Raw genomic sequence first — 23,587 nt, forward strand, 5'->3', positions numbered from 1 at the left:
CTCCGCATAGATGATGAGATTAAAGATCGCTAAAATCAACGCTAACCTCATCGATGCTTGTCACAGGGAGCGATGATTTTGCATACTCCATATAAAGATTTGAATCGAAAAAGAACTTGACCATCTCACGATCCAAATCTCCGTCTTTTGCCATAAAATAGAGGATTTTCATCGCAACGGAAATCGGATTTGCTTTTTTATAAGGCCGATCGCTTGCCGTAAGCGCCTCAAAAATATCGGCAATCGCCAATATACGGGCTTCAAAGCTGATTTCATCCCCTTTTAATCCTTGCGGATATCCTTTACCGTTGATCTTCTCATGATGATTTCCGGATATTTGCGGTATCTCTTTGTATTTTTTCGGAAAAGGGAGCTTGTTAAGAATGTCAACACTAATTTTTGCATGAAGATTGATAATGTCGCGTTCTTCATTGGTAAGGGTTCCTTTTTGAACACTGAGGTTATACGCTTCCTCTTCCTCCAAAATTGCATAGTTTACACCTTCTATAACCCACGACTCTTTGGCAATGGACTGAATCTTCTGTACCGTCTCGTTGCTGGTAAATTCTTCACCTTTATTACTGTTTTTAATGATTTCAAAATAGCTATCAAGGATTGCAAATTTCTCTTCCATTGTTTTTTCCAACTGATTGCATCTTCCCTTGTCATCGTCTCCGAACAAGGCAATTTTTTCTTTTAAAAATTCAATCTGCAACGCTTGTTTGATAATCGTAATACGTTTTTCAACAAGGGAAATCCGATCAAAAATCATCTCCAGTTTGGTTGCTTTGTCTACAACGTATTCCGGCGTGGCAAGTTTTCCGATATCATGCATCAATGCCGCAAAATTGATCTGCTTTATCTCTTCGGGGGTAAAGGACTTATCGTGATAAACCGTTTTATCCCGATCGATCGCCTCGGCTAACATAACGCTGAGTTTGACCATTCTACGAATATGGCCTGCCGTGTAGGGCGATTTTTTGCTGATCGCGAAAATAATACTTTTCAAAAATGCTTCCAAAAGGTTTTCCAAACCTTGAATCAGCGTTTTATTGGTAATCGCTATCGCTGCTTGCGAGGCGAATGAAAGGGTAATTTCAGCATCTTCACCGTCAAAAACCGCCGTCTCCTGCGTCTGATAATCTCGTTTATTGAGCAGCTGCAATACTCCGATAATTTGTTGTTCATGGTCTTTTAAAGGGATAACCAACATTGATTTTGAACGGTAACCCGTCCCTGCGTCAAATTTTTTGGTCCCCTCAAATGAAAAGCCCTCCGCTTCATAAACATCGGGAATATTGATAATTTGTGCCGTAAGCGCACACATGACGGCGACCATCTTCATATTTAAAGAACCGTTTTCCAGATACATGGGAAGAGGATCCCACGTCATCTCTCCGGCAGTTCCCCCCATTTTGATCCCCAACGAATCGTTCTGAACTACTTTGAACCGTAAATGGTGATCGTCGACCAGATACAATGTTCCTCCGTCAGCATTGGTGAGCGCCTTGGCTTCGGTCACAATCATCTCTAAGAGGGTATCCAATTCCTCTTCACTCGATAATGCAGTGCCGATTTTAAGCAATTTGTGAATCCGCTCATCCTGAGTATGACCGGGAAGTGCCAGTTTTTTTAATTCGCCGGTTGCAAGGTCGATTGCTTCGCCGTCTTGCAGTATCTTCTCTTCCGATATACCGATATTTTCAAGCTCCGACAACGTTTCTACATAGTAAAACGGTTTAATGTGATTAATATAAAGATTCACCTCTTGACGCTCTAATAGCTGTAACTCCTCTTGTAAAACACGAGGGGTCATATGCTTGCTCTCTTCCGCTATTTTGCTAAGACGGTTTGGAAATGAAACATCTAGGATTGCCGATTTTATACTCTTATTTGTATTGATAAGTTCCCATAATGCCTTATTTTTATAGGTATCTCCGGAAAAAAGAACAGCGCTGCCCGATTGTTCAATAATATAGCCGCAACACGCAACGGCATGATTTGAGGGGATGGGAGTAAGGACGATATCGTCCTCCATCATGTAGCGTTGATTATAATTAATCTCAACATATTCTAAAGATGGCTGATGGGTTCCGACAAGATTTATTTTCGTAAAATCGGGCCAAATCGTATCGTTAAAAAAATGTTCTTTGAGCGATGCTATGGTTTCGGGAAGCCCATAAAGAGTTAACGGTTTGTTTCTGTGAACCAATACGTTGTCCAGCAAAAACGCGCTGTCTATAATGTGGTCAAGATGCGAATGGGTGAAAAAGATAGCATTGATTTTTACCACCGCATCCGCACCCAGAGAATGCATGATATTGCCTGCGTCAATCAGTGTATGGTCATTGACCTGAATGCATGTCGTAAACCCCTCATCCGATCGGCTTCCATTGGTTCCGAGGATTTTTATTAAACTCATACTTATCCTTTGGTGGTGTGAACAAAAACGCCGTTAAACGATTCGGGCGGATTTTGGATGTAATGTTCGCACCGATCAATATAGATCTTATAAATCGATCGGTTGGTTTTATTCTCCCAACTCTCTACTTCTTTAAATAGTGCAAGTGCTTCCGCAAATAATCCTGTTTTATACAATTCGATAGCTTCATGATACCGTTTCAATTCTTGATCCAACTCCTCTTTACTCACCGGATAAAGAGTATGTTTCATACGACGATCAAAATCGTGAATCTGCCAAATCTCTACCGGCTCGCTTTTTCCTTTGACGGTTACCAAATCCAAAAAGCGGAAAATGTACTCCCCTTTGAGCGCTTGCTTCGTAAATCCCGAGATATTGAGCCTGGAGTTATAATATTTGCATAACGATTCCAAGCGTGAACCCAAATTGATCGTGTCTCCGATGACCGTATAATCGCTTCTTCCCCGTGTACCCATCTCTCCGACAATCGCAGTACCGGTATTTACCCCGATCCCTATATCCACAATGGGAAGACCTTTTTTATCAGACATCTCCGCTACTTTGGCAAAATCGGGATTTTTTTTCAAAGCACTGTTGAGCTTGTCCAATCCGTGCAACTGTTCCAATGCCGCGCCAACCGCTTTATCCGCATGATTCTCGATCGCCAGCGGCGCATTCCAATACGCCATAATCGCATCTCCGATGAACTTATCGACGGTTCCGCCGCTTTTAATGATTATCTCGGTCATAGGTTCCATATAAGCGTTCATAAAACGGATCAGCCCTTTCGGGTTTCCCAATACTTCGGATATATTGGTAAAATTTCGCATATCGGAGAAGAAAATAGTTATCTCCCTCTCTGTTCCCGCCAATATGTCTTCCGTCGTCGACGAGAGAATATCATTCATAACCGCAGGGCTCACTTTTCGGGCAAACTTGCCTTTGATCATCTCTTTTTGCTTGTTCTCTAAAAAATAATTAATGACCTGTCCGGCAAGGAAAAGTGCAATCATCGCCAACAGAGGAATAAGGGTATTCAGTACGATCCCCTCTCTCATCATCAAATAATAGTGCCCTCCGATTATTCCCGCATTCAATGCAATAAATGCGGCAAACGAGGCCATGGCGCCGGGTAACAGCAAAATTGCGAAAATCAAAAACGGCACCACCAGAATCGTAACGATATCGACGCCGACAGCCCAGATCGGCTGGGCGATAAACGTTTGATTGATAATATTGTCCATCACATTCGCATGGACTTCAACCCCGGGATAGGCACTGTCAAACGGCGTACTTCTCAGATCCAGCAGCCCTGCGGCCGACGTTCCCAGCAGTACTATTTTCCCCTCTATCAAAGAGGGGTCGATCTTTTTGTTATAAACGTCGGCGGCAGAGATATAACGGTAACTTTTTGCGCTTCCCCGGTAGTTCACCATCATCCGAGCGTAAAAATCGGTCGGTATCACACGATCGCCTACCATAATTCTATTCACCCCGCGGTCATCGTATTCCAGAGTTATTTTACGCTCGTTCAGCATAATGCGGATCATTTCAAGGCTCAGCGACGGATAGATAATTCCGCCGTATTCCATCACTAACGGGACACTGCGGACCACACCGTCCTTATCGGGGAGAGTATTAAAATAGCCGCTGGAATAGGCATTATCCTGAATCAGAGGAATATTGAGAACCGCTCGGTAAGGCTTAATCAAAAAAGAGCTTGCAGGTTTGTTTTTTTCGATGATAACCGCGTTCGTTGTCGGAGTATTTTCAGGTGCGACTCCATCATTGCTAAGCGCAAAAACATACCCGACAATCGCAGGGGTCTGTGCGATGGTTTCCCCCAGCATCCTGTCATAATCGGCAACATTGGTATCGGCGATTCCCAATTTTCGAAATACCGCTTTGGGAGAGCTGTTATCGGGTTCGGCAAATACAACATCAATTCCTATGATAGCAGCCCCGTACCCTTTCAGATTTTCCAGAAGATGTGCTACTTTATCACGGCTCCACGGCCATTGCCCGAGTTCTTTGAGACTTTTCTCATCGATATCGACAATAACGATATTTTGATCTCCTTGTATCTCCCCTCTCAATAGAAACATAGCGTCATTTATTTTATGTTCAAACGGCATAAATACAGACGGATATTTGAGGTAACCCACCAAAGCAACCGCAGCAATTCCTAAAGTCATCCAAAGATGAAAAAGGATTTTTTTCATTTTAGAAACTTAATACGGCACTTAGCTGCGCAGTTATTTTGTCATACGTATACGGTGCCTGATTTGAATGATTTTGGATATATCCCACTATGGCATTGACCGACAAATCATTTTGAAGCTGCTTGCTCAACCTCACCTCATAATTCTCCCGAGTATCATGACGGCGATTTTCGAAAAGGATGTCTTTATCCTCATAAGAGGTGGAACTGTACGTATACGCCAATGACGTTCGGATCTGATTTGAAAACGCTTTAAAAATTTCCGCACCATAGCTGTATCCCCGGCTCGATACGTCGCTCCGGTCGCTGAAAAGTTCATTGTTTATCGTATAGGAACCGTTTACAGAGACGACGATCGGGTCTTCCCCGAAAGCTTTTTTGTACGAGGTATAAATACTGTGGCTGGAAACGTCAAGACCTTTATCGTCATCATAATATCCCCGTTTATACGTATACCCCCCTTCGATCTGAGAGATCGTATCGATCGTATACGTTCCATTCACCGCGGAAGAGAGATTGTAGGTATATCCTTTGTTATCGATATAGACACGGTCATAGGTCAGAGGGAGCCGAAGCCGGTAGCCCGAAACGGACCATGTGGGGCTCAGGCTGTATGAAAAAAGCGAAAGGTTATTTTTACTCTCTTTAAAATTGCTTTTCGCATACCCTACGAGACTGTTATCTACGCTCCATCCGCCGCGATCACCGAAATCATAACCGTAATTGAGCACCGTCATAGCAAAAACGCTCGTGTCGCTTATTTTTTCGTTTCCGTTGATCCATAGGTTAAATGAAGGGATAAGGAATTCTTTGTTCCCGATATCATTGTTGGCGTTGGAATCATATCCTCCCCCAAAAAACAATACGCCGTTAAAAGTGCTTCGGCTGAGACGTTTGTCCAGATTGGATTTGAACGTCAAAACGGTCTCCCTGACGTTTGAGGGTAACTGCCCGCTGAGTACCGTATCGAGTTCTGTATTAGCCAGTTCGTACTGCCCTATTTCGCTGTAGAGGCGGGCCAGTTCCAATCGGCTTCGGTTATGGTTAGGATTGATGATTAAAACCCGGTCAAATGCGGCTATCGCTTCATCATAGAGCTTTAACTCCAGAGCGCAGCGCCCCATCAGAAAGTTGATCTCGGGATTTTCGGGAGCTTGGTCGTTTAATGCTTCCAAAAGAGGATAAGCTTCCTGATACGATTGGGCGGCATATGCCGCATTTGCTTTTTGATAAAGTTCCTGCATTGTAAGCGTATCATTACCGTATGTAGCGGCCGTGCATAAAAGTACTACTGCAATAAGGGAAAGTTTCATTATCGTGTTCCTTTAAATACGCCTATTGCTCCTTGAGTGCCGGCGGTAGCACTAAAAGAACCACCGACCGATTCGGCATTAGGACCATAAAACTGTCCACTCACTATACTGGCACTGCCAGACTGGAGAGTCCCTCCCCATGAAACAGAATCGGTATTCGACAGAGAAAAACCTGTCGAGCCCACGGAACCGGATGGTGAAATTTTCCATATCTGCGGTGTCGGTTCAGTAGTTTTAAACTGTATATAACTTGTATTTTTCAAAGAACCCGCTCCTCCTCCGAAATCAAAATCCAGTTTGACAGCATTGTCAGTTGTTGTCGTATCAATAGCGTAATGCCCCGTTCCAGTATTCACATCCCCTATCACGTGTCCATTATACGTATATGATGTTGTCGTTCCTGATGCTATTAACGAGGCTATATGGCCTGATGCATTATTCTCTTGCCCACCTACCCACGTACTTGGAAGAACTGTAAGTGTCGAGGCACTGACATTATCGATATATCCCCAGTATCCCCATGAAACGTAATCATTAGTTGCAGGGGGATAGGTGTCAAGTGCAACAAAGTAACCTTTCCCGCTTGCGGTTCCAAAAGTAGCGAAATAGTCATCGTTGATATAGGCACTTTTAGTCCCTGCCCCGTCTTGAAACGTCACCGTTCCTAAATTATGAGCCGTTAGATCGATACTGCTTGTCCCCAATATCCCTGTATCACGGTTTATGGCAAATACCAAATTGGATGATGCCGCCGAATAGACCGTCCAGTCGCTTTTAACCGCATTGGCATACCCGCTGAACGCTAAATTACCCGTCAGATCCGATGTAGTGAGGGCTACATCTCGATAAAAGCCACCCCCCCCTATGTTGTACGATGTTCCCGCACCGTCTGTCACGAGGCTGGAACCGCCGAGTCCCTGTGCTTTATCCCCGTATATATACCCCGATACCGCTGTTCCTATTTCTAAGTTGGTAAAGTCATAATAGCCTGACATATCTTCACCCGTAAATTTAGCGTTTTCCGGCGTATTCGTATCGGCAGCGATACGGCCGACACCAATTGAAAAATGGCTGCTGGACTTATCCATACTAATGCCCAAAAGGTGTCTGTTACCGTAATTTACCGTAATAACATCTGTACTATCTACCGGGGAACGGTAGGTTGCGACTTCTCTATTCGGAAAAAGGGTGGCAAGGGCGCTATATGGGGTAATCATACCGAACCATTCACTGTAATCGAAAATCTTCCCATACGTGGCGACAGTATTGGGATATGTGCTGTAATAAAGGACAAAAAACTGCTGCATATTATCAGTATAGAGTTTCGGCAATACTGAACTTGCTATCGATACGCTTCCATCCGGCGAGGTAAATGTCATCGCCGGTACTATTGTCCCCAAATCCGAATATCCGCTGTACGTTGTCCCTGCTTCGGTATTTGGAAGCGATACACTCCAATCCACCGTTTTAAATTCATACGGAGGGGAAACAGCAATATTTCCCACATCGTAAAAATAGAGCGAATTCCCGCCGCTTTGGGTAGAAAGGGTATTTTGTACGAGGGTATAACTGCCTGAGCCTAAGCCGTAAAAATATCCGATATTATCAAAGCTATGGATCATCTTACCGCTCAGCGTTACATTTCGGCTTGCATTGTAAATCGTCGGAGGGACATAGTCGGAGACACAGTTAGGATAGACCCCTGTCGTTCCGCTTGGGCAGGTTAACGCCACACAATCGGGATAGGTCCCTGTCGTTCCGCTTGGGCAGGTTAACGCCACACAATCGGGATAGGTCCCTGTCGTACCGCTCGGACAGGTCAACGCCACACAATCGGGATAGGTCCCTGTCGTTCCGCTTGGGCAGGTCAATGCCACACAATCGGGATAGGTTCCCGTCGTACCGCTCGGACAGGTCAACGCCACACAATCGGGATAGGTCCCTGTCGTTCCGCTTGGGCAGGTTAACGCCACACAATCGGGATAGGTCCCTGTCGTTCCGCTCGGACAGGTCAACGCCACACAATCGGGATAGGTCCCTGTCGTTCCGCTTGGGCAGGTTAACGCCACACAATCGGGATAGGTCCCTGTCGTACCGCTCGGACATTCTTGCGCCAAAACTTCCTGGCTTACGGTCTCTTGCTGGAGTGTTTGAAAACTGGTGTCAAGCGCGGTTAAGGCCGCCGCCGGAATGAGAGGCATTAACGGTGGAGCAAAACCTCCACCTGAAGTGCCTGTGCCTGTTCCCGTAGTTCCGCCCGATGTACCGATTCCACTGCTCTCAGTCAGCCCACCCAATGGTGCCGTAGCTCCGCCTAATGAACCACCGTCTCCTGATGAACCAGAACCTGAACCGTTTCCTGATGAACCGCCTGATGGAGAACCTCCATCAGGATTCTCCGGCGGCGGAGTTCCATTAAGTCCCAACTCGATCAAATCAGCCGACTGAACATCTCGAGGAGGATTCGGAGGGGCACTATGAGGCAAAACAATCAAACGACCCATCGGTAGAATGAATTCCCGTCCCGTTATGTGCGATCGGACGCTGATTGATCCTTTTTCACACATAATCTTGTCTTCATTCCGACCGATTTTTCCGCGGATAATCGTTCCACGGATACCGATCGTCGCCGTCTTCGTTTCAAGCGTAAAATTTTCAGGAGCCGTTTTACCGATTTTTCCCGTAATCGCTTTAAACGTCCCCTGATTAAAACTGAATTTCGCTTTTGGTTTTACGGCTTCATTGACGTACTCTTCAACTTTGAAAACCGCTTTACTTCCTAAGGTGATAACCGTTTTATCGTCAAATATGAGCTGCACATGACCGTTAATTCCCGTGGAGAGGGTATCTCTCTCTTCCAGTTTCATGCCGGTCTGCAACGGTGATACACGCCCACTCCGTTCTAGAGAGCCTTCCCCCTTAAGCAACGATACTTTTCCGACCGATCCATAAAGTGAAAAGGAAAATAGGAGTAAAAAAAGAAAAATATGGGTAAAAAAAGACATAAAAGCCCCTTCACAGCATAATTATCTATGATAGGGGAAATACACTTAAATTTAATTGATAGTTTATAGCAGAAAGGTGTACTTAATTACCGGAAGGAATCACATCGGCTAGGGTTTACGCCCGTCCGTATTCATCCTGATAACGGACGATATCATCTTCTTCCAGATAGGTTCCCGATTGTACCTCGATCACTTCAAGAGGGATTTTTCCTGGATTTTGAAGCGAATGTTTCATCCCCAAAGGGATGTGAATCGATTGATTTTCACTTAAAATATGGTTTTCATCTCCTAAGAGGACGCTGGCTGTCCCTTGGACGATAATCCAATGTTCAGCGCGGTGATAATGCATTTGGAAAGAGAGTTTTTCACCCGGATTGACAACGATCCTCTTCACCTGAAAACGATCTGCTTTGTCCAAAGTGGTATAAAATCCCCATGGCCGGTGTACCTCTTGATGTTTATCCACAATGTTAGGATCACACACTCTCAACGCGCTTACCAAATCTTTTACCTGCTGCGACTGAGATTTGTCGGCGACAAGAACCGCATCGTCCGTAGCGACTACAATCAGCCCTTCAACACCGGAAACCGCAACACGTTTTGAGGTACTTCGGATATACGAGTTATGCGTATCGAGCGCCACAACATTCCCGATCAGTACATTGCCAGACTCATCTCTCGGTGATATATTCCACAGTGCATCCCATGACCCTACGTCACTCCACATCCCGCTATAAGGGACCATAGAAACATTTTTTGAGTGCTCCATTATCGCATAATCAATCGATTCCGCAGGGATAAGCTCAAATTTTTGGGCATCAAATCGGATAAAATCAAGATCCTGCTGCTCGGACAATACGGCAGATTCACACGCTTTATAAATATCCAAGCGGTATTGTTTCAGCTCGTTTAGAATAACCGAGGCTTTAAACATGAACATACCGCTGTTCCAATAATGCCCCCCCTGCTCCAACATCTGTATCGCGACTTCTTTGCGGGGTTTTTCGATAAATGCGCCGACTTTATACCCGTGAATACCGATTGCATCGGCGGTACGGATATATCCGTACCCCGTTTCGGGAGAACTCGGCGTCACCCCGAACGTCACGAGAAGATCATCATCGCTCAAACGCTTCGCCGATTTAATCGCTTCCATAAACGGCTCAACCGTTTCAATCGCATGATCCGACGAAAGAACCAGCATATGGGCATCCGGATAGCGTTTGACGATATCCAACGATGCCAGCGCAATTGCAGGGGCCGTATTTTTTCCGAACGGTTCTAATAATATCCGCCCTTTTATCCCGCATTGGCGCATCTGCTCGGCAACAATGAAGCGATGTTCTTCATTCGCCACAACAACCACATCACTTAACCCTTCGACACCCTTGAGCCGTTCCAGGGTTTGTTGAAACATCGTCTCTTTTCCGTAAAGGCTTAGAAATTGTTTCGGATAGGCTTTACGTGAAAGGGGCCATAAGCGGGTGCCTGAACCTCCTGATAAAATAACAGCAACGACCGGAACCATTATTGTTCTCCTTTAGAAATTGCCATGTTTTCCAAAAATGCGATATTTTCGCTGTTGAGTTCGCCCGTCACGTCCAATATGCTTAAATAATTGTTGACCAATTCATATCCCGCATCAATAGTATCCCGTTTAACTTCGTACAATTTTGCTTTGGCTTCCAGCACATCCAGCAAACTTTTCAGTCCTGCTTTGTTTGCTTGTTCCATCGAATCCAAATAGAGCTTAGCCGATTTTTCGGATTCTTTCATCACTTGAAGGGTTTCAACATTGAGCTGGCTTTCAGCCCATAGCTCTTCAAAGCGCTGTTTGGTATCCAAACGATTGTATTCTACATCGTTTTGCGCCGCTTCGAGCAACATTTTCCCCTCGCGGACGCGTGATTGAGTGTATCCGCCCTCAAAAATCGGTATCGACATCTGAACGATAGCCTGATTATCATATTTATGGGCAACGCTATCTTGCGTATAGGTCTCTTTTCTCGCAAGACTTAAATCAACTTTCGGATAATGCTGATATTTTCGAACGGCTACTTCATGCGTTGCCGACTCTTCAGAGGCCATTGAAGCCTGTAACGTCGGATTGTTTCCGAGTTTGCTTTCCCATTCCATACCGTCACGGAATAATTTGCCTGGATCAACCATCGAAAAATCAAAATCCGGCAAATCGCCTACCGGCTCTTTAATATAATGTTCAAGCCGAAGTGCCGCCACTTTCGAACGTTTTTGTTCGGCAAGCAACTCTGATAATGCTTTGTCACTATGCACTTTAGCTTCAAGCAGGTCAATACGGTTGGTCAAGCCGAATTTTAGTTTCTCTTCCTGTTCTTTATATTTGGCGAGATAATACTCACTTTGAGACGTGAGCATCTCGACATTACGTTTTGTTCTTAAGAGATTGAAATAGGCTTTAGCCACATCCAGCCCGAGTTTTTGCGCCTCGGATTGAAACTCATAAGTAGCGGCTTTTTGACGTGATTTCGACGAATCAATGCCCCGCCATAATTCAGGATGAAAAATAGGCTGTGATGCTGAAAGCGAATAGCTTTTATAATTTTCGTTTACCGGTGATCGGAGATAATCGGCATCGTATCCGTAACTCCCCCAAGAAAGAGATCCTTGAACCTGCGGATACAGTTTAGCTTTGCTTTGCGTAACCGTCTCTTTAGTCGCTTCCATTCTAAGCGATAAAGAGCGCAAATGGGGTTCATTTTTAAGTGCTAAGTCATATGCATTGCTTAACGTCAGAGGCTGTGCACCCAAAGCAAGAAATCCGCACGCTATTATGGACATTACACCGTAGCCTAATTTCATTCTTCATCCTTCATTAGTTTCTCGATATGTTGTGAAAATTCTTCCCGAAAACGGCTTTGCGAAAACTTCATCGCCCACTCCCGGCAATTTTCGGGATCAAATTTATCTGCATTGGATTCAAAAATCCCTATCGCCTCCGCCAAAGATTCTACATCCTGATAAGGTACGAATACCCCTGTCGGATCGGTTTTATCCAGCCCTCTCACCGTCTCCGCCGCTCCGCCGCAGCCATACGCAATTACCGGGGTTCCGCATGCTTGTGCTTCCAGCGGGGCGATGCCAAAGTCTTCTTTAGGCATAAAAATAAATGCTTTTGCAAAAGAGAGCTTTTGCAGCATTTCATTTCGTCCAAGATATCCTTCTAATTTTACATTAGCCGGAAGGTTTTTAGAGAGTTCATTGTACATAGGCCCATCACCGATTACAATGAGCTTCTTGTCCGGCATAGTGCGAAACGCTTCGACGATCAAATCGATCCGCTTATAGGGGACCAGACGCGAGACAGTGATGTAATAGTCCCCTTTTTCTTTTGAAAAAGGAGAACCCTCGACATCGACAGGCGGGTAGATAACACTCGCTTCTCTACCCCATGATTTTCGGATCCGTTTACGGATAAAATGTGAAATTGCGATTATTGAGTCGGGACGGAGCGAAGAAGCTGCATCCCACAATCGAAAACGGAAGAACCAATGCCGGAGAAAAAAACGTTTTAAGCCGCTACCCAATACGCCGATGCGGTCATGCTCGTAGGTCAAATCCCACGCATAGCGCATCGGAGAATAAATGTACGCCAAATGCTTTTGGTCCGGATGGACGATCACCCCTTTGGCAACCGCATGAGAGTCAGAAATGATCAAGTCATATTTTTCCAAATCAAACTGTTCGATCAAAAACGGCATCATCCATATCATTTGACGGTACCGCTTTGCAAGAAAAGGAAATGACTGTAACGGGGATGTAAATATACGATGTCCCTTAAGCCATTGGCGCTCGTTTTCGGGAAGTATATCGACCATCGTATAGATGTCGGCTCCGGGATAGAGCTTTAAGAGCTGTTGCAGCGTATATTCAGCTCCGCCCATAGCCGTAAGCCAATCATGAACAATGGCAACCCGAAGGTTACTGCTCATTAAATGCCCTATCAGCCATATACTTAAACGGATGGATCAGATAATCCATGAACGTTCTGCTGGCAACTACGATCATCGCATCAACAGGATTACCCGGCTGTATCGCCAAATGATTACGCATAAGCTCTTTTTGGCCTTCTGCAGTAACACGGATTTTGGCCGGATAATAGAGGCTCTTCGTCGCTTCATCCGTTACAGCATCGGGGGCGATCTGGACTAACTCACCCATTACGACATTAAGTGATTTGACATGCGAAAATCCCGGAAATTTAATCTCAGCTTTGAGTCCTTCATGTACATTAACAATATCGGTCGCCGCAATTTTCACATCGATTATCAGAGGTTCCCCCTCAGGGACGATCTCCATTACCGCCTTGCCGGGAGGGATAATTCCCCCAATTGTATGCATTTGGAGATTAGTCACGATACCTGCCACCGGAGCAGTCATTTTTGTCCGGTTCGATACATCCTGAAGCGCGAAAATACGGGCACGGTTATCCGATAATTTAGCCTGGACGTCACCCAATTCAGAAACAACTTCTTGCATAAATTTTTGTCTTTGGGCGATGATCTGCGCTTTTACTTCGCTGATTTGCGCTTTTGCACGCCCGATGTCAGCTTTTGCATTGGCGATATCCCCATCTGTACGCACTTTTTCGCGTTTAATATCCCGCAGTCTCATTTTATCGATCAGCTGCTGCTGATAGAGTACTTCCCACTCTTTGATCTCATCATTATACGAACGGGAAAGGGATGTTTTGCTTGCAACGATCGCTTCTAAGCCTTCTACTTGATTACGGAGCTGTTCAATCCGCTCATTCAAAACCTGCTTTTCATCGATAAGCTGCTGCGCTCTGGCATGAAACTCTCTGCGTTGTGCTTCCATTATCAGCAAGCGTGAAGCCGGATTTTGCATTTTGTCCAGATCCGGGTCGAATACAATAGAACTTTTACCGTCACGTTCGGCAATCAAACGTGATTCTAAACCCAAATTTTCATAATACTGTGCCAAAACAATCTGAAGTTGAGCATCTGCTTGCGTATTATCAAGCTCTATCAATTCCTGCCCTGCTTTTACACTGTCACCGTCTTTAACTAAAATCGATTTTACAATCCCGCCTTCCAGATGTTGGATCATACGGTTACTAGATGCTACGCTTACCTTTCCTGAAGCTGCTACGGCACTGCTCAAAGGGGCAAACGCACCCCATACTCCGAATACTCCTACTAAAAGTGCAAGAACTATTAAGCCGAGACGTCTGTAATTACGGTCTTCCGTTTGGGGGGAAGGGGGAGTTTCCGGGGAAACGAGTTGAGCATTTTCTGTTTGGCTCACGATTGTGCTCCTTGTTGTTCTTGGATAGGCTGCGGTTTTGGAGCAAGCGCTGCTAAAACCTCGTCACGCGAACCAAACAGCTGCAGCTGTCCTTCACGCATAAAGGCGATCTTATCGGTAATCCCCAAAATAGAAGGACGATGGGTAATCAGGACAACGGTCGTGAGCCGCTTTTTGAGCTCTAGAATTACCTCTACGAGGGCGCGTTCTCCTACATCGTCAAGATTGGAGTTCGGCTCATCCAAAACAACGATTTTCGGATAGCAGTAGATCGCCCGCGCCAATCCGATACGCTGGCGCTGACCTCCTGAGAGAGCGATACCGCCCGGCCCTATCGGTGTATCGTATCCTTTAGGCAATTTCAAAATCATCTCGTGTACGCCTGCCACCTGAGCCGCTTCCACGACCATCTCCGGTTTCGGATCCTCATAACGGGCGATATTTTCACTGATCGTACCGTCAAAAAGCTCTACATCCTGCGGCAAATATCCGATATGGCTTCCCAAATCGCCGCGGTCGTAATGGGAAAGCTCCGCATTGTCAATACGCACTTTTCCGTTAATACACGGCCATACACCGAGCATCGCACGGGCCAATGACGATTTCCCCGCAGCACTCGGCCCGATCACACCGACCGTTTCTCCCGCTTTGATCGACATACTTACACCACGAAGCGATGGAACTTGTGATCCAGGAGGAACGACAACAATCCCTTCCAAGTCAATGAATCCCTTCGGTGCCGGAAGCGGTGTAGGACGGGTTGGTTCCGGAAATTCGGCCAACAGCTCGCCGAGGCGTTTGTAAGCGATCCGCGCGGACGTAAACTGTTTCCAGGTACTCGTCATCAAATCGATAGGAGCCAATGCACGTCCCATAATAATAGATCCTGCAATCATCATCCCCGGAGTCAATTCACCGACAATTGCCAAATAACCGCCCAATCCCAAAACCAACGATTGCATCAGCATACGAATAATTTTACTCAGATTCGACCACAAGCCCGCTTCGTCACTCGCATTGGACTGCTCGTTCAAAAACGAGATGTAGCGGCTGTACCAGCGGCGACGTACATTCGCATGCATCCCCATCGCTTCAATAATCTCAGAGTTACGTAAACTTGCCTGCACAAAGCTTTGCGATGACTGATAATAGCGATTCGATGCTTCCAATCCAGCTTTCGTCCGTTTCTCATTAATCAATGTCAGTGACAGCGCAACGATTACGGCAAAAACAGCGAACCACCCGAAATAAGGATGAAACAAAAACATAATGGCGATATAGATCGGCATCCAAGGGGTATCAAAAAATGCAAATAACGGAGTACCGGTCAAGAATTGGCGTATTTGGGTCAAATCGCCTAACGGCTGCGCCGTCGCTTTGCCGGGATAGCGGTTTGCCAAAGCGAACATCGCATCGAAAAGACGGGTACTCATCTGTGAATCAATTTTATTTCCCACCCGAATCAAGATACGCGAACGGACAAACTCCAGCGTCCCCATCACCGCAAACATCGCTACCACGATCAGGGTCAGCATCAGCAATGTCTCTTGCGAACGGCTCGCCAATACCCGATCATACAACTGAAGCATATACAAAGACGGCACCAACATAAGAAGATTAATAAATAAGCTTACGAAACCGGCAAAATAAAAAGATTTTTTTAGAAGTAAAACCGTCTTTTTTAATTCATTTTCATTGTTTTTTTTGGAGATGTTAGACATATGTCGACGCTACCTTTGGTGTATAAAATAAGCAAATCACTATTATTTGTATACTATCAATCAAAAAATAATTTGAAATTGTAGCAAACTTTGTATTTACTTTCCTGTCAAACTGTTGTTTTTTTAAAAGGGGAAAAAGTAGTAAAAAGTAAAGAAAGTGCTAAATAATGGGATAACCCCATTATTTAGACGCTCTTTTTTTAGGCAAGAGTGAAGTCAGCGCCTGCGAATACGCATTACGCGCCGTTTGCATAATCGCCAGTTGTACATTCAAATCAGCAATTTTTTGATCTACAACCTGAATCGATCCGATTTGAGCTTTTGCTTCATCAGATAAATCCGCTAACTTGTATTCTTTTTTGTCGATGGTAATAGTTGACATATTTCTCCCATAATCTATACATAAAGTTTAAAACTTTGGCGAAATTGTAGCCAAAAAAATTAAAAGAAACTTTTTTTCAATCGAATCATACTCTATAGTGATTATTTTATAGCCTTTCCAAAAAATTAAAAATGTGCGTCGAACGTACCGGTTTGATTTCCGACCAAATCGATTGTAAAATTATAGGACGGGTCTGTATTCTGCGGCGTAACATAAAGTCTAAATACCTCTGTGTTTACCATGTGTAAAACATCCCCACTCGATGCCATCGTTGCGTCAAAACTTCCGTTTGTATTTTTCGTCACTGTTACACGCACCGTTCCGTTTTCACTAATCGAAATTACATTCGGCTGAGACGAATCGATCTGAACTGCCGATGATCCGGTAACCAGATTCACCGATGCAAAATCGCTTCCGCCGTTCCCCCAGTCACCGCCGTCTGAACCGCCGTCAAACGTATCGTTGCCGCCATGCCACATGAATGCATCGTTACTGTTAGTCCCTGTAACACTCTGGTCCGATCCGCTGCCGTGTATGTTAATAATAAATGCGGATGCTGCTCTTTCCCCCAGCATTGCCGTTACATCCACAGTCGACCCGAACGCACTTACCTCATAATCGACCCCTCCGCTTTGTGTGACACCCTCACCGGCATAGTAGCTGCCCCCATTAACCAACGTTATCCCCGGCAGAGCGCTCTGCATCTCCCCTATCGTGATATCTTTCAACAAATAAAACGGTTCGTAAATGGAATTTCCGTCACTCTCCCACACCGCATTACCGTTTACATCGCTGTATAGGGCCATACTGATCGGCATATTGTCATTAAATATATCACCTAACGTATAAATCGTTTTTGTAAAAGAACCGTCCGCATTTAGTGTTATTCCGTCCATCGTGTTAAAACTGTTTTCTAAACTGTACAACTGTATTTTTGCATCTGAGGGAACTGCAGCAGCCGCACCGCTCGGATCGCTAAAACTGACATTTCCGCTCAAAACCTCTTTGACCAGCCCTTCAGCAAGTAACTCAGCCTCGCTGCGGGGGCTCAGAATCGCAGAATACGAAACAACCAGCTCGTTATACTGATCGACTACGGTGCCGAGTGTCGTGTCGCGCTCGACTCCCGCATCATTGTATACGGTCTGACCGCCGCTTTGGGTAACATAGGTCAACGTGTCGGTAGAGGTATGATCACCGGCTGTCGTCATAAGAATCAGTTTGCCGTTTTGTATCGTCCACGTCTGAGTGTATTCAAACGGCTCTTCGCTCGTCCATCCCGACGCTCCGAAACTTGCGTAAGATACCGTATGGGTTACTGTCCCATCGGCATTATAAATCATCTTGTGCATCGAATCCAGCCCATCCGCAAATGTCGAATCGCTGTAATCGGTGTTATACAGATAGGAAGTCGTACCTGCAACCGCTTCATAGGTCAAGGTACCCGTAGTCGATGTCACAGACGAAATGAGCTGCAAAGCCAAAGTAACGGTAGCTGCATCGGCACCAACAGCATCCATTACCGTACTGGCGAGGTTAACATCGTTTAGATCGTGGTTTGCGAAATCGAGTCCGACCGTCTGTTTGTTGGTCAAAATAGTCGCATCCTGCCCCAGCGCCGTATTAAGTGCTCCGTCGATAAAAGCGAGTATGGCCGTATCTCTCGATACCCTGCCCGCATCCAGTTCTCCAACCCAGTATGCCAATCCCGCAGCCTCCGGATCTCTGTTAAAAAGGTTATTGTATATGGAGGTCACAAAATCGGTATTGCTCGTACCCGAGGGATACCTAGTCTGCGTTTCCGGCTGATCGAAAAAGCTCTGCGCAATCCCTTCCCGACTCAATCCCGAGTCATACACCCAGTAGCTTAGGCCCGCAGCGTCAGGTGCCCGGTTAAAAGTTGCAACATAAAGTTTTGCGATGTCATTATACGAAGGCATTTTTTCCACCTCTCTTCATTAGTTTTAAATTAATTATATAACGGCTATCCAAAAAGTCAAGAGCGATTTTTCACCGAATAATTTTATTAATAGCTGTTCTAGAAAGCCCTAAAAAATCTGCAATATCGGCTTGAGTATATCCGTACCGGTAACAGGCTCGGATTTTTTCATTGCGTTCTCCTTTTTGATCAAAAAAAGTAGATATAGGCTTATGAAGATATTTTTTATCGGTTGTATCTTTATTTATACGATGCATTTTATAAATTGATTTCAGTATCTCGTTTTGTAAAGGTGTGTCAATAAATTCACTATATTCACTATCTTGCATCGTATGTATCTTTGACTGATCGATTATATAACTAAACGTATGACTGGATTGTGAAACGATCTGATATGAGTGATAAGGATATTCGTTGATATTTTTGACTATCCCTGCAGCGATCGGATTACGTTCAATGTATTTGGCAACCGTCCAAAACTGTGTTTCATCATGAATCGGAAACGATTTGAAGCGTCCCTGCCATAAATGACCAGTTCGTTGATATGTTTGGTTGAAATATTTGGAATAATTTACATTTAAATATTTAAGTGCATCAGATAGATTATCGGACACCGTCTCTAGTAATAGATGGTAATGATTGTTCATCAAGCAATAGGCATGGAACTGTATACCGTATTTTGTTACCAAATCTCCGAGATATGCCATAAACTGATCATAATCACGCTGATCTAAAAACACTTCTCGGCGTTCTACACCACGATTGATGACATGATAGGTACCGATTTCGTTATAGCGAGGGGGACGTGGCATCTAATCTCCTTCTAAATCAAAAGAAATTATAGCATGTTGGTTTACAAAAGGTGCCTGACACCTTAACAAAAGGTGCCTGACACCTTAAATTCCTTAAATTTAAATTTGTTATGCATCGATTTTGATATCCATATGAAGACTGCAATAGCAATCAAGATTACAGCGATACCTAACCAAAACAAAAGACCAATATTTTTATCATCGTATAATTTTGCGACACCAGCACCGCTAGCTAAAACGATGGCAACTATAATGTTCAAATATGTCTTCAGAGCACCGATATGCTCTTTAACTTCATCTAATTTACTGATACAGAAATTATATCAGAAGAAAATGAAAAGAAATGATGATTGAAGATAACCGATATTTATAAAGTAGGGGGAAGTAAAAAAGGACAGACCCTTATTTTACTCTTGTGACAATTTATAAACACCGAAAAACATCACACCCATTGTAGCAATACCTATAATAATCAAAGCAATCGTTGGCGCATCCATCACAGTTCCTTTATCTCTTTTGTTTTTTTCGAAATACTAGTCATCAATAGTACTATCACAGTCAAAGTCAAAACTGCAAACCCTACTCCACTCCAAAAAAGAGTATCGATGATTTGATCATCATAACGTTTGATTAAACCACCAACGATAACTACCAATAAGCCAAATCCGATAGTCATGGCAACACGGAGTGTGTTTAGTATTTCTTTTACTTCATCTAATTTACTCATACAGAAATTATATCAGAAGAAAATGAAAAGAAATGATGATTGAAGATAACCGACATTATGTGAAGCTGAGGGGTGGTTTATAAAAGGTGCATGACACCTTTTATATGTGAACTAAAAATCACTTATCGTGATTGATTCTCCAACCCGAAGCATCGTGTTTTGCTAAATAGACTAAAACTCCTAATGTAGCTGCAGCTAAGGTTAGTGCAAATATTTCAACCATGATCATTCCTCCTTTTCAAGTTCATCAAGTTTTTGCTCAATCTTCGTCTCAATATTTTTATAGTAAAAAGCTATAAAAATAAAACCAGAAAATCCAATAGAACCTAAGATTAGCATATAAATTGGTTTGTCGCCGGATAATACTGAATATACCAAAACAACAATTGCTGAAGCGATAGCGAATAGGATGTTGAACCAATCCTTCCTTGCTTCTCTTAAACTACCGATCTCTTGTAAAAGTTTATCTTTTTTACTCATGTGACAATTATATCAGAAATAGATAGTTATGAAGATAATGGACATTATGTAAAGCGGAGAAGAATGTTACTAAAGGTGCCTGACACCTTTATCCCCTAAATCAAAAGAAATTATAGCATCTTAGTTTACAAAAGGTGCCTGACACCTTTATTTGACATGATATGTACCGATTTCGTTATAGCGAGGGGGACGTGGCATCTAATCTCCTTCTAAATCAAAAGAAATTATAGCATGTTAGTTTACAAAAGGTGCCTGACACCTTTACAAAAAAGTGTTAAAACTATTCCTACTAATCCAACAATGGCTATCCATATTGGAACTTTACCGAGTAATACCTGATAAAACGAAGCGAAGCTACCCGTTCCTACGGTAAGAAAAATAAGAAAAATATTTCTGTATTCCTCTTTTAAAATACCAATCTATTCTTTTAAATAATCTTTTTTACCCATAACGCCATTATATCAGAAAGAGATAATTTTGAGGATTATGGACATTATGTGAACGGAGGGAGGTTTACAAAAAACACCTGACTACATTTTCGCTTATTGATGCACATATTTGCTAACAGCAGAATGACTTAGGTTGAGAAACGAAGCAATTTCAGATACTGTATATCCATACTCATATGCACGTTTTGCATTTTCAGATCGATTATTATCTTTATCTTCCTCAAATAAAGTTTCTAGGCGTTTGTATAAAAAAGTTAGTTTTCCATCTTTTTGTACTATTTTTGGTGTATCGTAAATCTTAGCAAGTATGTCATCACTTAAATCAGTTGATATGTAATTTTCATACTCTTGCAATGTCATGTCATATATTTTAGAATCGCTGACTAATAAAGCTTCTTTATAGGTTTTTCGCTCATAAAAAGATTGGTAAGGATATTCAATGATATTTTCAACCATTGATACTTTTATCGGATTGCGTTCAATGTATTTAGCAACATACCAAAAGTGAATATCATCGTAGAGGTAGTACGAATGGAACCTTCCCTGCCACAAATGACCAGACCGCTTATATTTTTTATTGAAATAGATCGAATATAGTGAGTTTAGCCGCTGCATTGCCGCCGAGATATTAGGTAGAGCTGTTTCAATCAATAGATGATAATGATTGGTCATTAAGCAATACGCATGTACAATTAAATGAAAATCACGCTTTATCTCTATAAATAGTGAAAGAAATGTATCAAAATCATCGGGCTCTAAAAAAACATTTCTTCTCTCAACCCCTCTGGAAATGCAATGATAATATCCAGGTTCAGTAATACGATATTTTCTGGGCATATACTATCCTCTCTATTTTGATAATTATAGCAGAGTGTATTTAAGTCTAAAGCAAGAAATGTTTCAATATGGGGTCAGACCCCTATTTTTTTCGCTCATAAAAAGATTGGTAAGGATATTCAATGATATTTTCAACCATTGATACTTTTATCGGATTGCGTTCAATGTATTTAGCAACATACCAAAAGTGAATATCATCGTAGAGGTAGTACGAATGGAACCTTCCCTGCCATAAATGACCAGACCGCTTATATTTTTTATTGAAATAGATCGAATATAGTGAGTTTAGCCGTTGCATTGCTGTTGAAATATTAGGTTGGGTTGTCTCAATCAAAATATGATAGTGATTAGTCATTAAACAATACGCATGTACAATTAAATGAAAATCACGCTTTATCTCTATAAATAGTGAAAGAAATGTATCAAAATCATCGGGCTCTAAAAAAACATTTCTTCTCTCAACCCCTCTGGAAATGCAATGATAATATCCAGGTTCAGTAATACGATATTTTCTGGGCATATACTATCCTCTCTATTTTGATAATTATAGCAGAGTGTATTTAAGTCTAAAGCAAGAAATGTTTCAATATGGGGTCAGACCCCTATTTTCTGCAAAAAAGCTAAAAAGATCCCTGAGCCTATTAATACCTTTAAAGCTTTTTTAGACCCACAAACTGTCATTATCAATAATAGTCCGAACAGCTGTAAGCATTGTTATCCCTTCGCCGAAACTTCCGCCTACCGGATTAAATACATCCAAATAAAATGTTTCATCCATCTCGGACACTGTATCACCTATCACTTCAACAGGGATGAGGGCTTGATTTTCATCCGGATACAATACCAATCTACCATGTGTCTCTATATAATCCTCTCCTCCGACAGCACTGCCGTCACGCGTAGAAAAATCAACACTAAGCCACTCAGCAGGGTCACTACGAACTCCGGTAAATGTCAGCATAAAATAGACACTTTGCGTCCCACTATTCCCTTCTACTATACTTTTTTGCACCTCTAATGGTGTTTGTGGAGGATCAATATAGTGTGCACGTATATTTTGATCAATCCATTGCTGCTGTGTGCTAACACTCTGCCATCCAGCCACTTCTCCGAAACTGCTATTAAGGGTATTATCAATGTCGGGGTGAACATATCCGGTTCCAAGGTTCGTTACATAGCTCGCAATACCGGCCACTTGATCACCGATAAAAGCTGGCCCACCACTATCACCAGGTGCAATAAGTCCTTCATATATTCCGATTCCTCTGTCCCATCGACCCATAAGCTCACCTAATGCGTCATGTTGAATGGTGCCGTCATCAAAATCGGCCATTAATTGCACTCCGTTCACAGGTGCCCATCCCATAATTGAACCCAAATTGAATTTTAAATCCGCACCATCTACATCAAACTTATTTTGTGCTTTGAGCCGCAATGGTGCAACATTATAGATCTCATCGACGCCCGCTTCACCACTGCCGTGTCGACCATAACCCACTGCCGTAAACGTCTGAGATATCTCATCACTTTGACGATACAAGGTGTACCGCTCGGCATCCGTAGGGGCGGAAGAGAGCCAAATCAGGGCTAAATCATAGTTTTCATTTCTCGCATCATAGCCAGGGTGGATTAATATCGTATCGGATACAAGAGTTGAGCTCGTCCCTACAGTCTCAAAATAAACGGTAGCACTGCTAGTATTTATATTGTCAAAGAGATGTGCGGCGGTCAATACCGCACGCCCATCATACAGGAGCACTCCGGTGCCGTAATAGCCGCCTGCCGAAATTCGGACGACACCGTCATACCCCTCACCTGGCAAAGCACGGCTACGTATATCAGTATATAGAATTTGTGTAGTCATTTGTTTGGAGCCTGAGCATTTCAATTATTAGGAAGATTATATCATATCGGTTTGTAAATGGTGTCTAGAGATATTAATATGAGTAAGTAATATTTTTTGATTTGGATTGAG

Annotated in this window: 17 protein-coding genes; all 17 read right to left on the reverse strand. The window is 43.3% G+C overall.

Translation table 11 applies throughout. The features are described from left to right. Window positions 1-19: 19 nt before the first annotated feature. Window positions 20-2,422, reverse strand: coding sequence for an HD domain-containing phosphohydrolase (locus SULKU_RS10530; RefSeq protein WP_013460949.1), 2,403 nt, complete (start codon window positions 2,420-2,422; stop codon window positions 20-22). Window positions 2,423-2,424: 2 nt separating this feature from the next. Beyond that, window positions 2,425-4,644, reverse strand: a complete 2,220-nt coding sequence (locus SULKU_RS10535) for a CHASE2 domain-containing protein (RefSeq protein WP_041666804.1) — start codon at window positions 4,642-4,644, stop codon at window positions 2,425-2,427. A 1-nt stretch (window position 4,645) separates the two neighbouring features. Beyond that, entirely contained in the window at window positions 4,646-5,956 is a 1,311-nt protein-coding gene (locus SULKU_RS10540; protein ID WP_013460951.1) for a tetratricopeptide repeat protein, read from the reverse strand. Beyond that, window positions 5,956-8,961 (reverse strand): transferrin-binding protein-like solute binding protein, encoded by a 3,006-nt coding sequence (locus tag SULKU_RS10545; RefSeq protein ID WP_013460952.1) that lies wholly within the window; start codon window positions 8,959-8,961, stop codon window positions 5,956-5,958. Before SULKU_RS10545 ends, SULKU_RS10540 begins: the two co-directional genes overlap by 1 nt. A gap of 115 nt (window positions 8,962-9,076) precedes the next feature. Beyond that, window positions 9,077-10,489 (reverse strand): mannose-1-phosphate guanylyltransferase/mannose-6-phosphate isomerase, encoded by a 1,413-nt coding sequence (locus SULKU_RS10550; RefSeq protein WP_013460953.1) that lies wholly within the window; start codon window positions 10,487-10,489, stop codon window positions 9,077-9,079. Next, window positions 10,489-11,799, reverse strand: a complete 1,311-nt coding sequence (locus SULKU_RS10555; protein WP_013460954.1) for a TolC family protein — start codon at window positions 11,797-11,799, stop codon at window positions 10,489-10,491. Before SULKU_RS10555 ends, SULKU_RS10550 begins: the two co-directional genes overlap by 1 nt. Beyond that, window positions 11,796-12,929: a glycosyltransferase gene (locus SULKU_RS10560; protein WP_013460955.1), complete on the reverse strand. Its 1,134-nt coding sequence runs from the start codon at window positions 12,927-12,929 to the stop codon at window positions 11,796-11,798. Before SULKU_RS10560 ends, SULKU_RS10555 begins: the two co-directional genes overlap by 4 nt. Further along, window positions 12,919-14,265: an HlyD family type I secretion periplasmic adaptor subunit gene (locus SULKU_RS10565; RefSeq protein ID WP_013460956.1), complete on the reverse strand. Its 1,347-nt coding sequence runs from the start codon at window positions 14,263-14,265 to the stop codon at window positions 12,919-12,921. The genes SULKU_RS10560 and SULKU_RS10565 overlap by 11 nt, the downstream gene beginning before the upstream one ends. Continuing rightward, window positions 14,262-15,986: a type I secretion system permease/ATPase gene (locus tag SULKU_RS10570; protein WP_013460957.1), complete on the reverse strand. Its 1,725-nt coding sequence runs from the start codon at window positions 15,984-15,986 to the stop codon at window positions 14,262-14,264. Before SULKU_RS10570 ends, SULKU_RS10565 begins: the two co-directional genes overlap by 4 nt. Window positions 15,987-16,167: 181 nt before the next feature. Continuing rightward, the gene (locus tag SULKU_RS10575) at window positions 16,168-16,368 is read right to left on the reverse strand and encodes a DUF6447 family protein (protein WP_013460958.1); all 201 of its coding nucleotides are present in this window, start codon (window positions 16,366-16,368) and stop codon (window positions 16,168-16,170) included. 125 nt (window positions 16,369-16,493) lie between these two features. Then, window positions 16,494-18,308, reverse strand: coding sequence for a DUF4214 domain-containing protein (locus tag SULKU_RS10580; RefSeq protein ID WP_013460959.1), 1,815 nt, complete (start codon window positions 18,306-18,308; stop codon window positions 16,494-16,496). 70 nt (window positions 18,309-18,378) lie between these two features. Beyond that, entirely contained in the window at window positions 18,379-19,119 is a 741-nt protein-coding gene (locus tag SULKU_RS14810) for a transposase (RefSeq protein ID WP_013460960.1), read from the reverse strand. A gap of 496 nt (window positions 19,120-19,615) precedes the next feature. Further along, entirely contained in the window at window positions 19,616-19,846 is a 231-nt protein-coding gene (locus SULKU_RS10595) for a hypothetical protein (protein WP_013460961.1), read from the reverse strand. A 225-nt stretch (window positions 19,847-20,071) separates the two neighbouring features. Then, complete coding sequence (locus SULKU_RS10600) at window positions 20,072-20,326, reverse strand: hypothetical protein (RefSeq protein ID WP_013460963.1); 255 nt, start codon at window positions 20,324-20,326, stop codon at window positions 20,072-20,074. A 542-nt stretch (window positions 20,327-20,868) separates the two neighbouring features. After that, a complete protein-coding gene (locus SULKU_RS10605; RefSeq protein WP_013460964.1) occupies window positions 20,869-21,612 on the reverse strand; it encodes a transposase in 744 nt (247 codons plus the stop codon). Between the two features lie 82 nt (window positions 21,613-21,694). After that, entirely contained in the window at window positions 21,695-22,132 is a 438-nt protein-coding gene (locus SULKU_RS10610; RefSeq protein WP_013460965.1) for a transposase, read from the reverse strand. A gap of 141 nt (window positions 22,133-22,273) precedes the next feature. Further along, on the reverse strand, window positions 22,274-23,476 hold the full coding sequence (locus SULKU_RS10615; RefSeq protein WP_013460966.1) for a trypsin-like serine protease: 1,203 nt from the start codon (window positions 23,474-23,476) through the stop codon (window positions 22,274-22,276). Window positions 23,477-23,587 lie beyond the last annotated feature (111 nt).

This window comes from Sulfuricurvum kujiense DSM 16994, assembly GCF_000183725.1.
GTDB classification, from domain to species: Bacteria; Campylobacterota; Campylobacteria; order Campylobacterales; family Sulfurimonadaceae; genus Sulfuricurvum; species Sulfuricurvum kujiense.

Excerpts from the sequence above, each read along its gene's own strand:
- SULKU_RS10570 (WP_013460957.1), bottom strand. The coding sequence starts at position 15,986 with ATGTCTAACATCTCCAAAAAAAACAATGAAAATGAATTAAAAAAGACG.
- SULKU_RS10550 (WP_013460953.1), bottom strand. The coding sequence starts at position 10,489 with ATGGTTCCGGTCGTTGCTGTTATTTTATCAGGAGGTTCAGGCACCCGC.
- SULKU_RS10530 (WP_013460949.1), bottom strand. The coding sequence starts at position 2,422 with ATGAGTTTAATAAAAATCCTCGGAACCAATGGAAGCCGATCGGATGAG.
- SULKU_RS10595 (WP_013460961.1), bottom strand. The coding sequence starts at position 19,846 with ATGAGTAAATTAGATGAAGTAAAAGAAATACTAAACACACTCCGTGTT.
- SULKU_RS10600 (WP_013460963.1), bottom strand. The coding sequence starts at position 20,326 with ATGAGTAAAAAAGATAAACTTTTACAAGAGATCGGTAGTTTAAGAGAA.
- SULKU_RS10575 (WP_013460958.1), bottom strand. The coding sequence starts at position 16,368 with ATGTCAACTATTACCATCGACAAAAAAGAATACAAGTTAGCGGATTTA.
- SULKU_RS10605 (WP_013460964.1), bottom strand. The coding sequence starts at position 21,612 with ATGCCCAGAAAATATCGTATTACTGAACCTGGATATTATCATTGCATT.
- SULKU_RS14810 (WP_013460960.1), bottom strand. The coding sequence starts at position 19,119 with ATGCCACGTCCCCCTCGCTATAACGAAATCGGTACCTATCATGTCATC.
- SULKU_RS10535 (WP_041666804.1), bottom strand. The coding sequence starts at position 4,644 with ATGAAAAAAATCCTTTTTCATCTTTGGATGACTTTAGGAATTGCTGCG.
- SULKU_RS10555 (WP_013460954.1), bottom strand. The coding sequence starts at position 11,799 with ATGAAATTAGGCTACGGTGTAATGTCCATAATAGCGTGCGGATTTCTT.
- SULKU_RS10560 (WP_013460955.1), bottom strand. The coding sequence starts at position 12,929 with ATGAGCAGTAACCTTCGGGTTGCCATTGTTCATGATTGGCTTACGGCT.
- SULKU_RS10615 (WP_013460966.1), bottom strand. The coding sequence starts at position 23,476 with ATGACTACACAAATTCTATATACTGATATACGTAGCCGTGCTTTGCCA.
- SULKU_RS10610 (WP_013460965.1), bottom strand. The coding sequence starts at position 22,132 with ATGCCCAGAAAATATCGTATTACTGAACCTGGATATTATCATTGCATT.
- SULKU_RS10540 (WP_013460951.1), bottom strand. The coding sequence starts at position 5,956 with ATGAAACTTTCCCTTATTGCAGTAGTACTTTTATGCACGGCCGCTACA.
- SULKU_RS10545 (WP_013460952.1), bottom strand. The coding sequence starts at position 8,961 with ATGTCTTTTTTTACCCATATTTTTCTTTTTTTACTCCTATTTTCCTTT.
- SULKU_RS10580 (WP_013460959.1), bottom strand. The coding sequence starts at position 18,308 with ATGCCTTCGTATAATGACATCGCAAAACTTTATGTTGCAACTTTTAAC.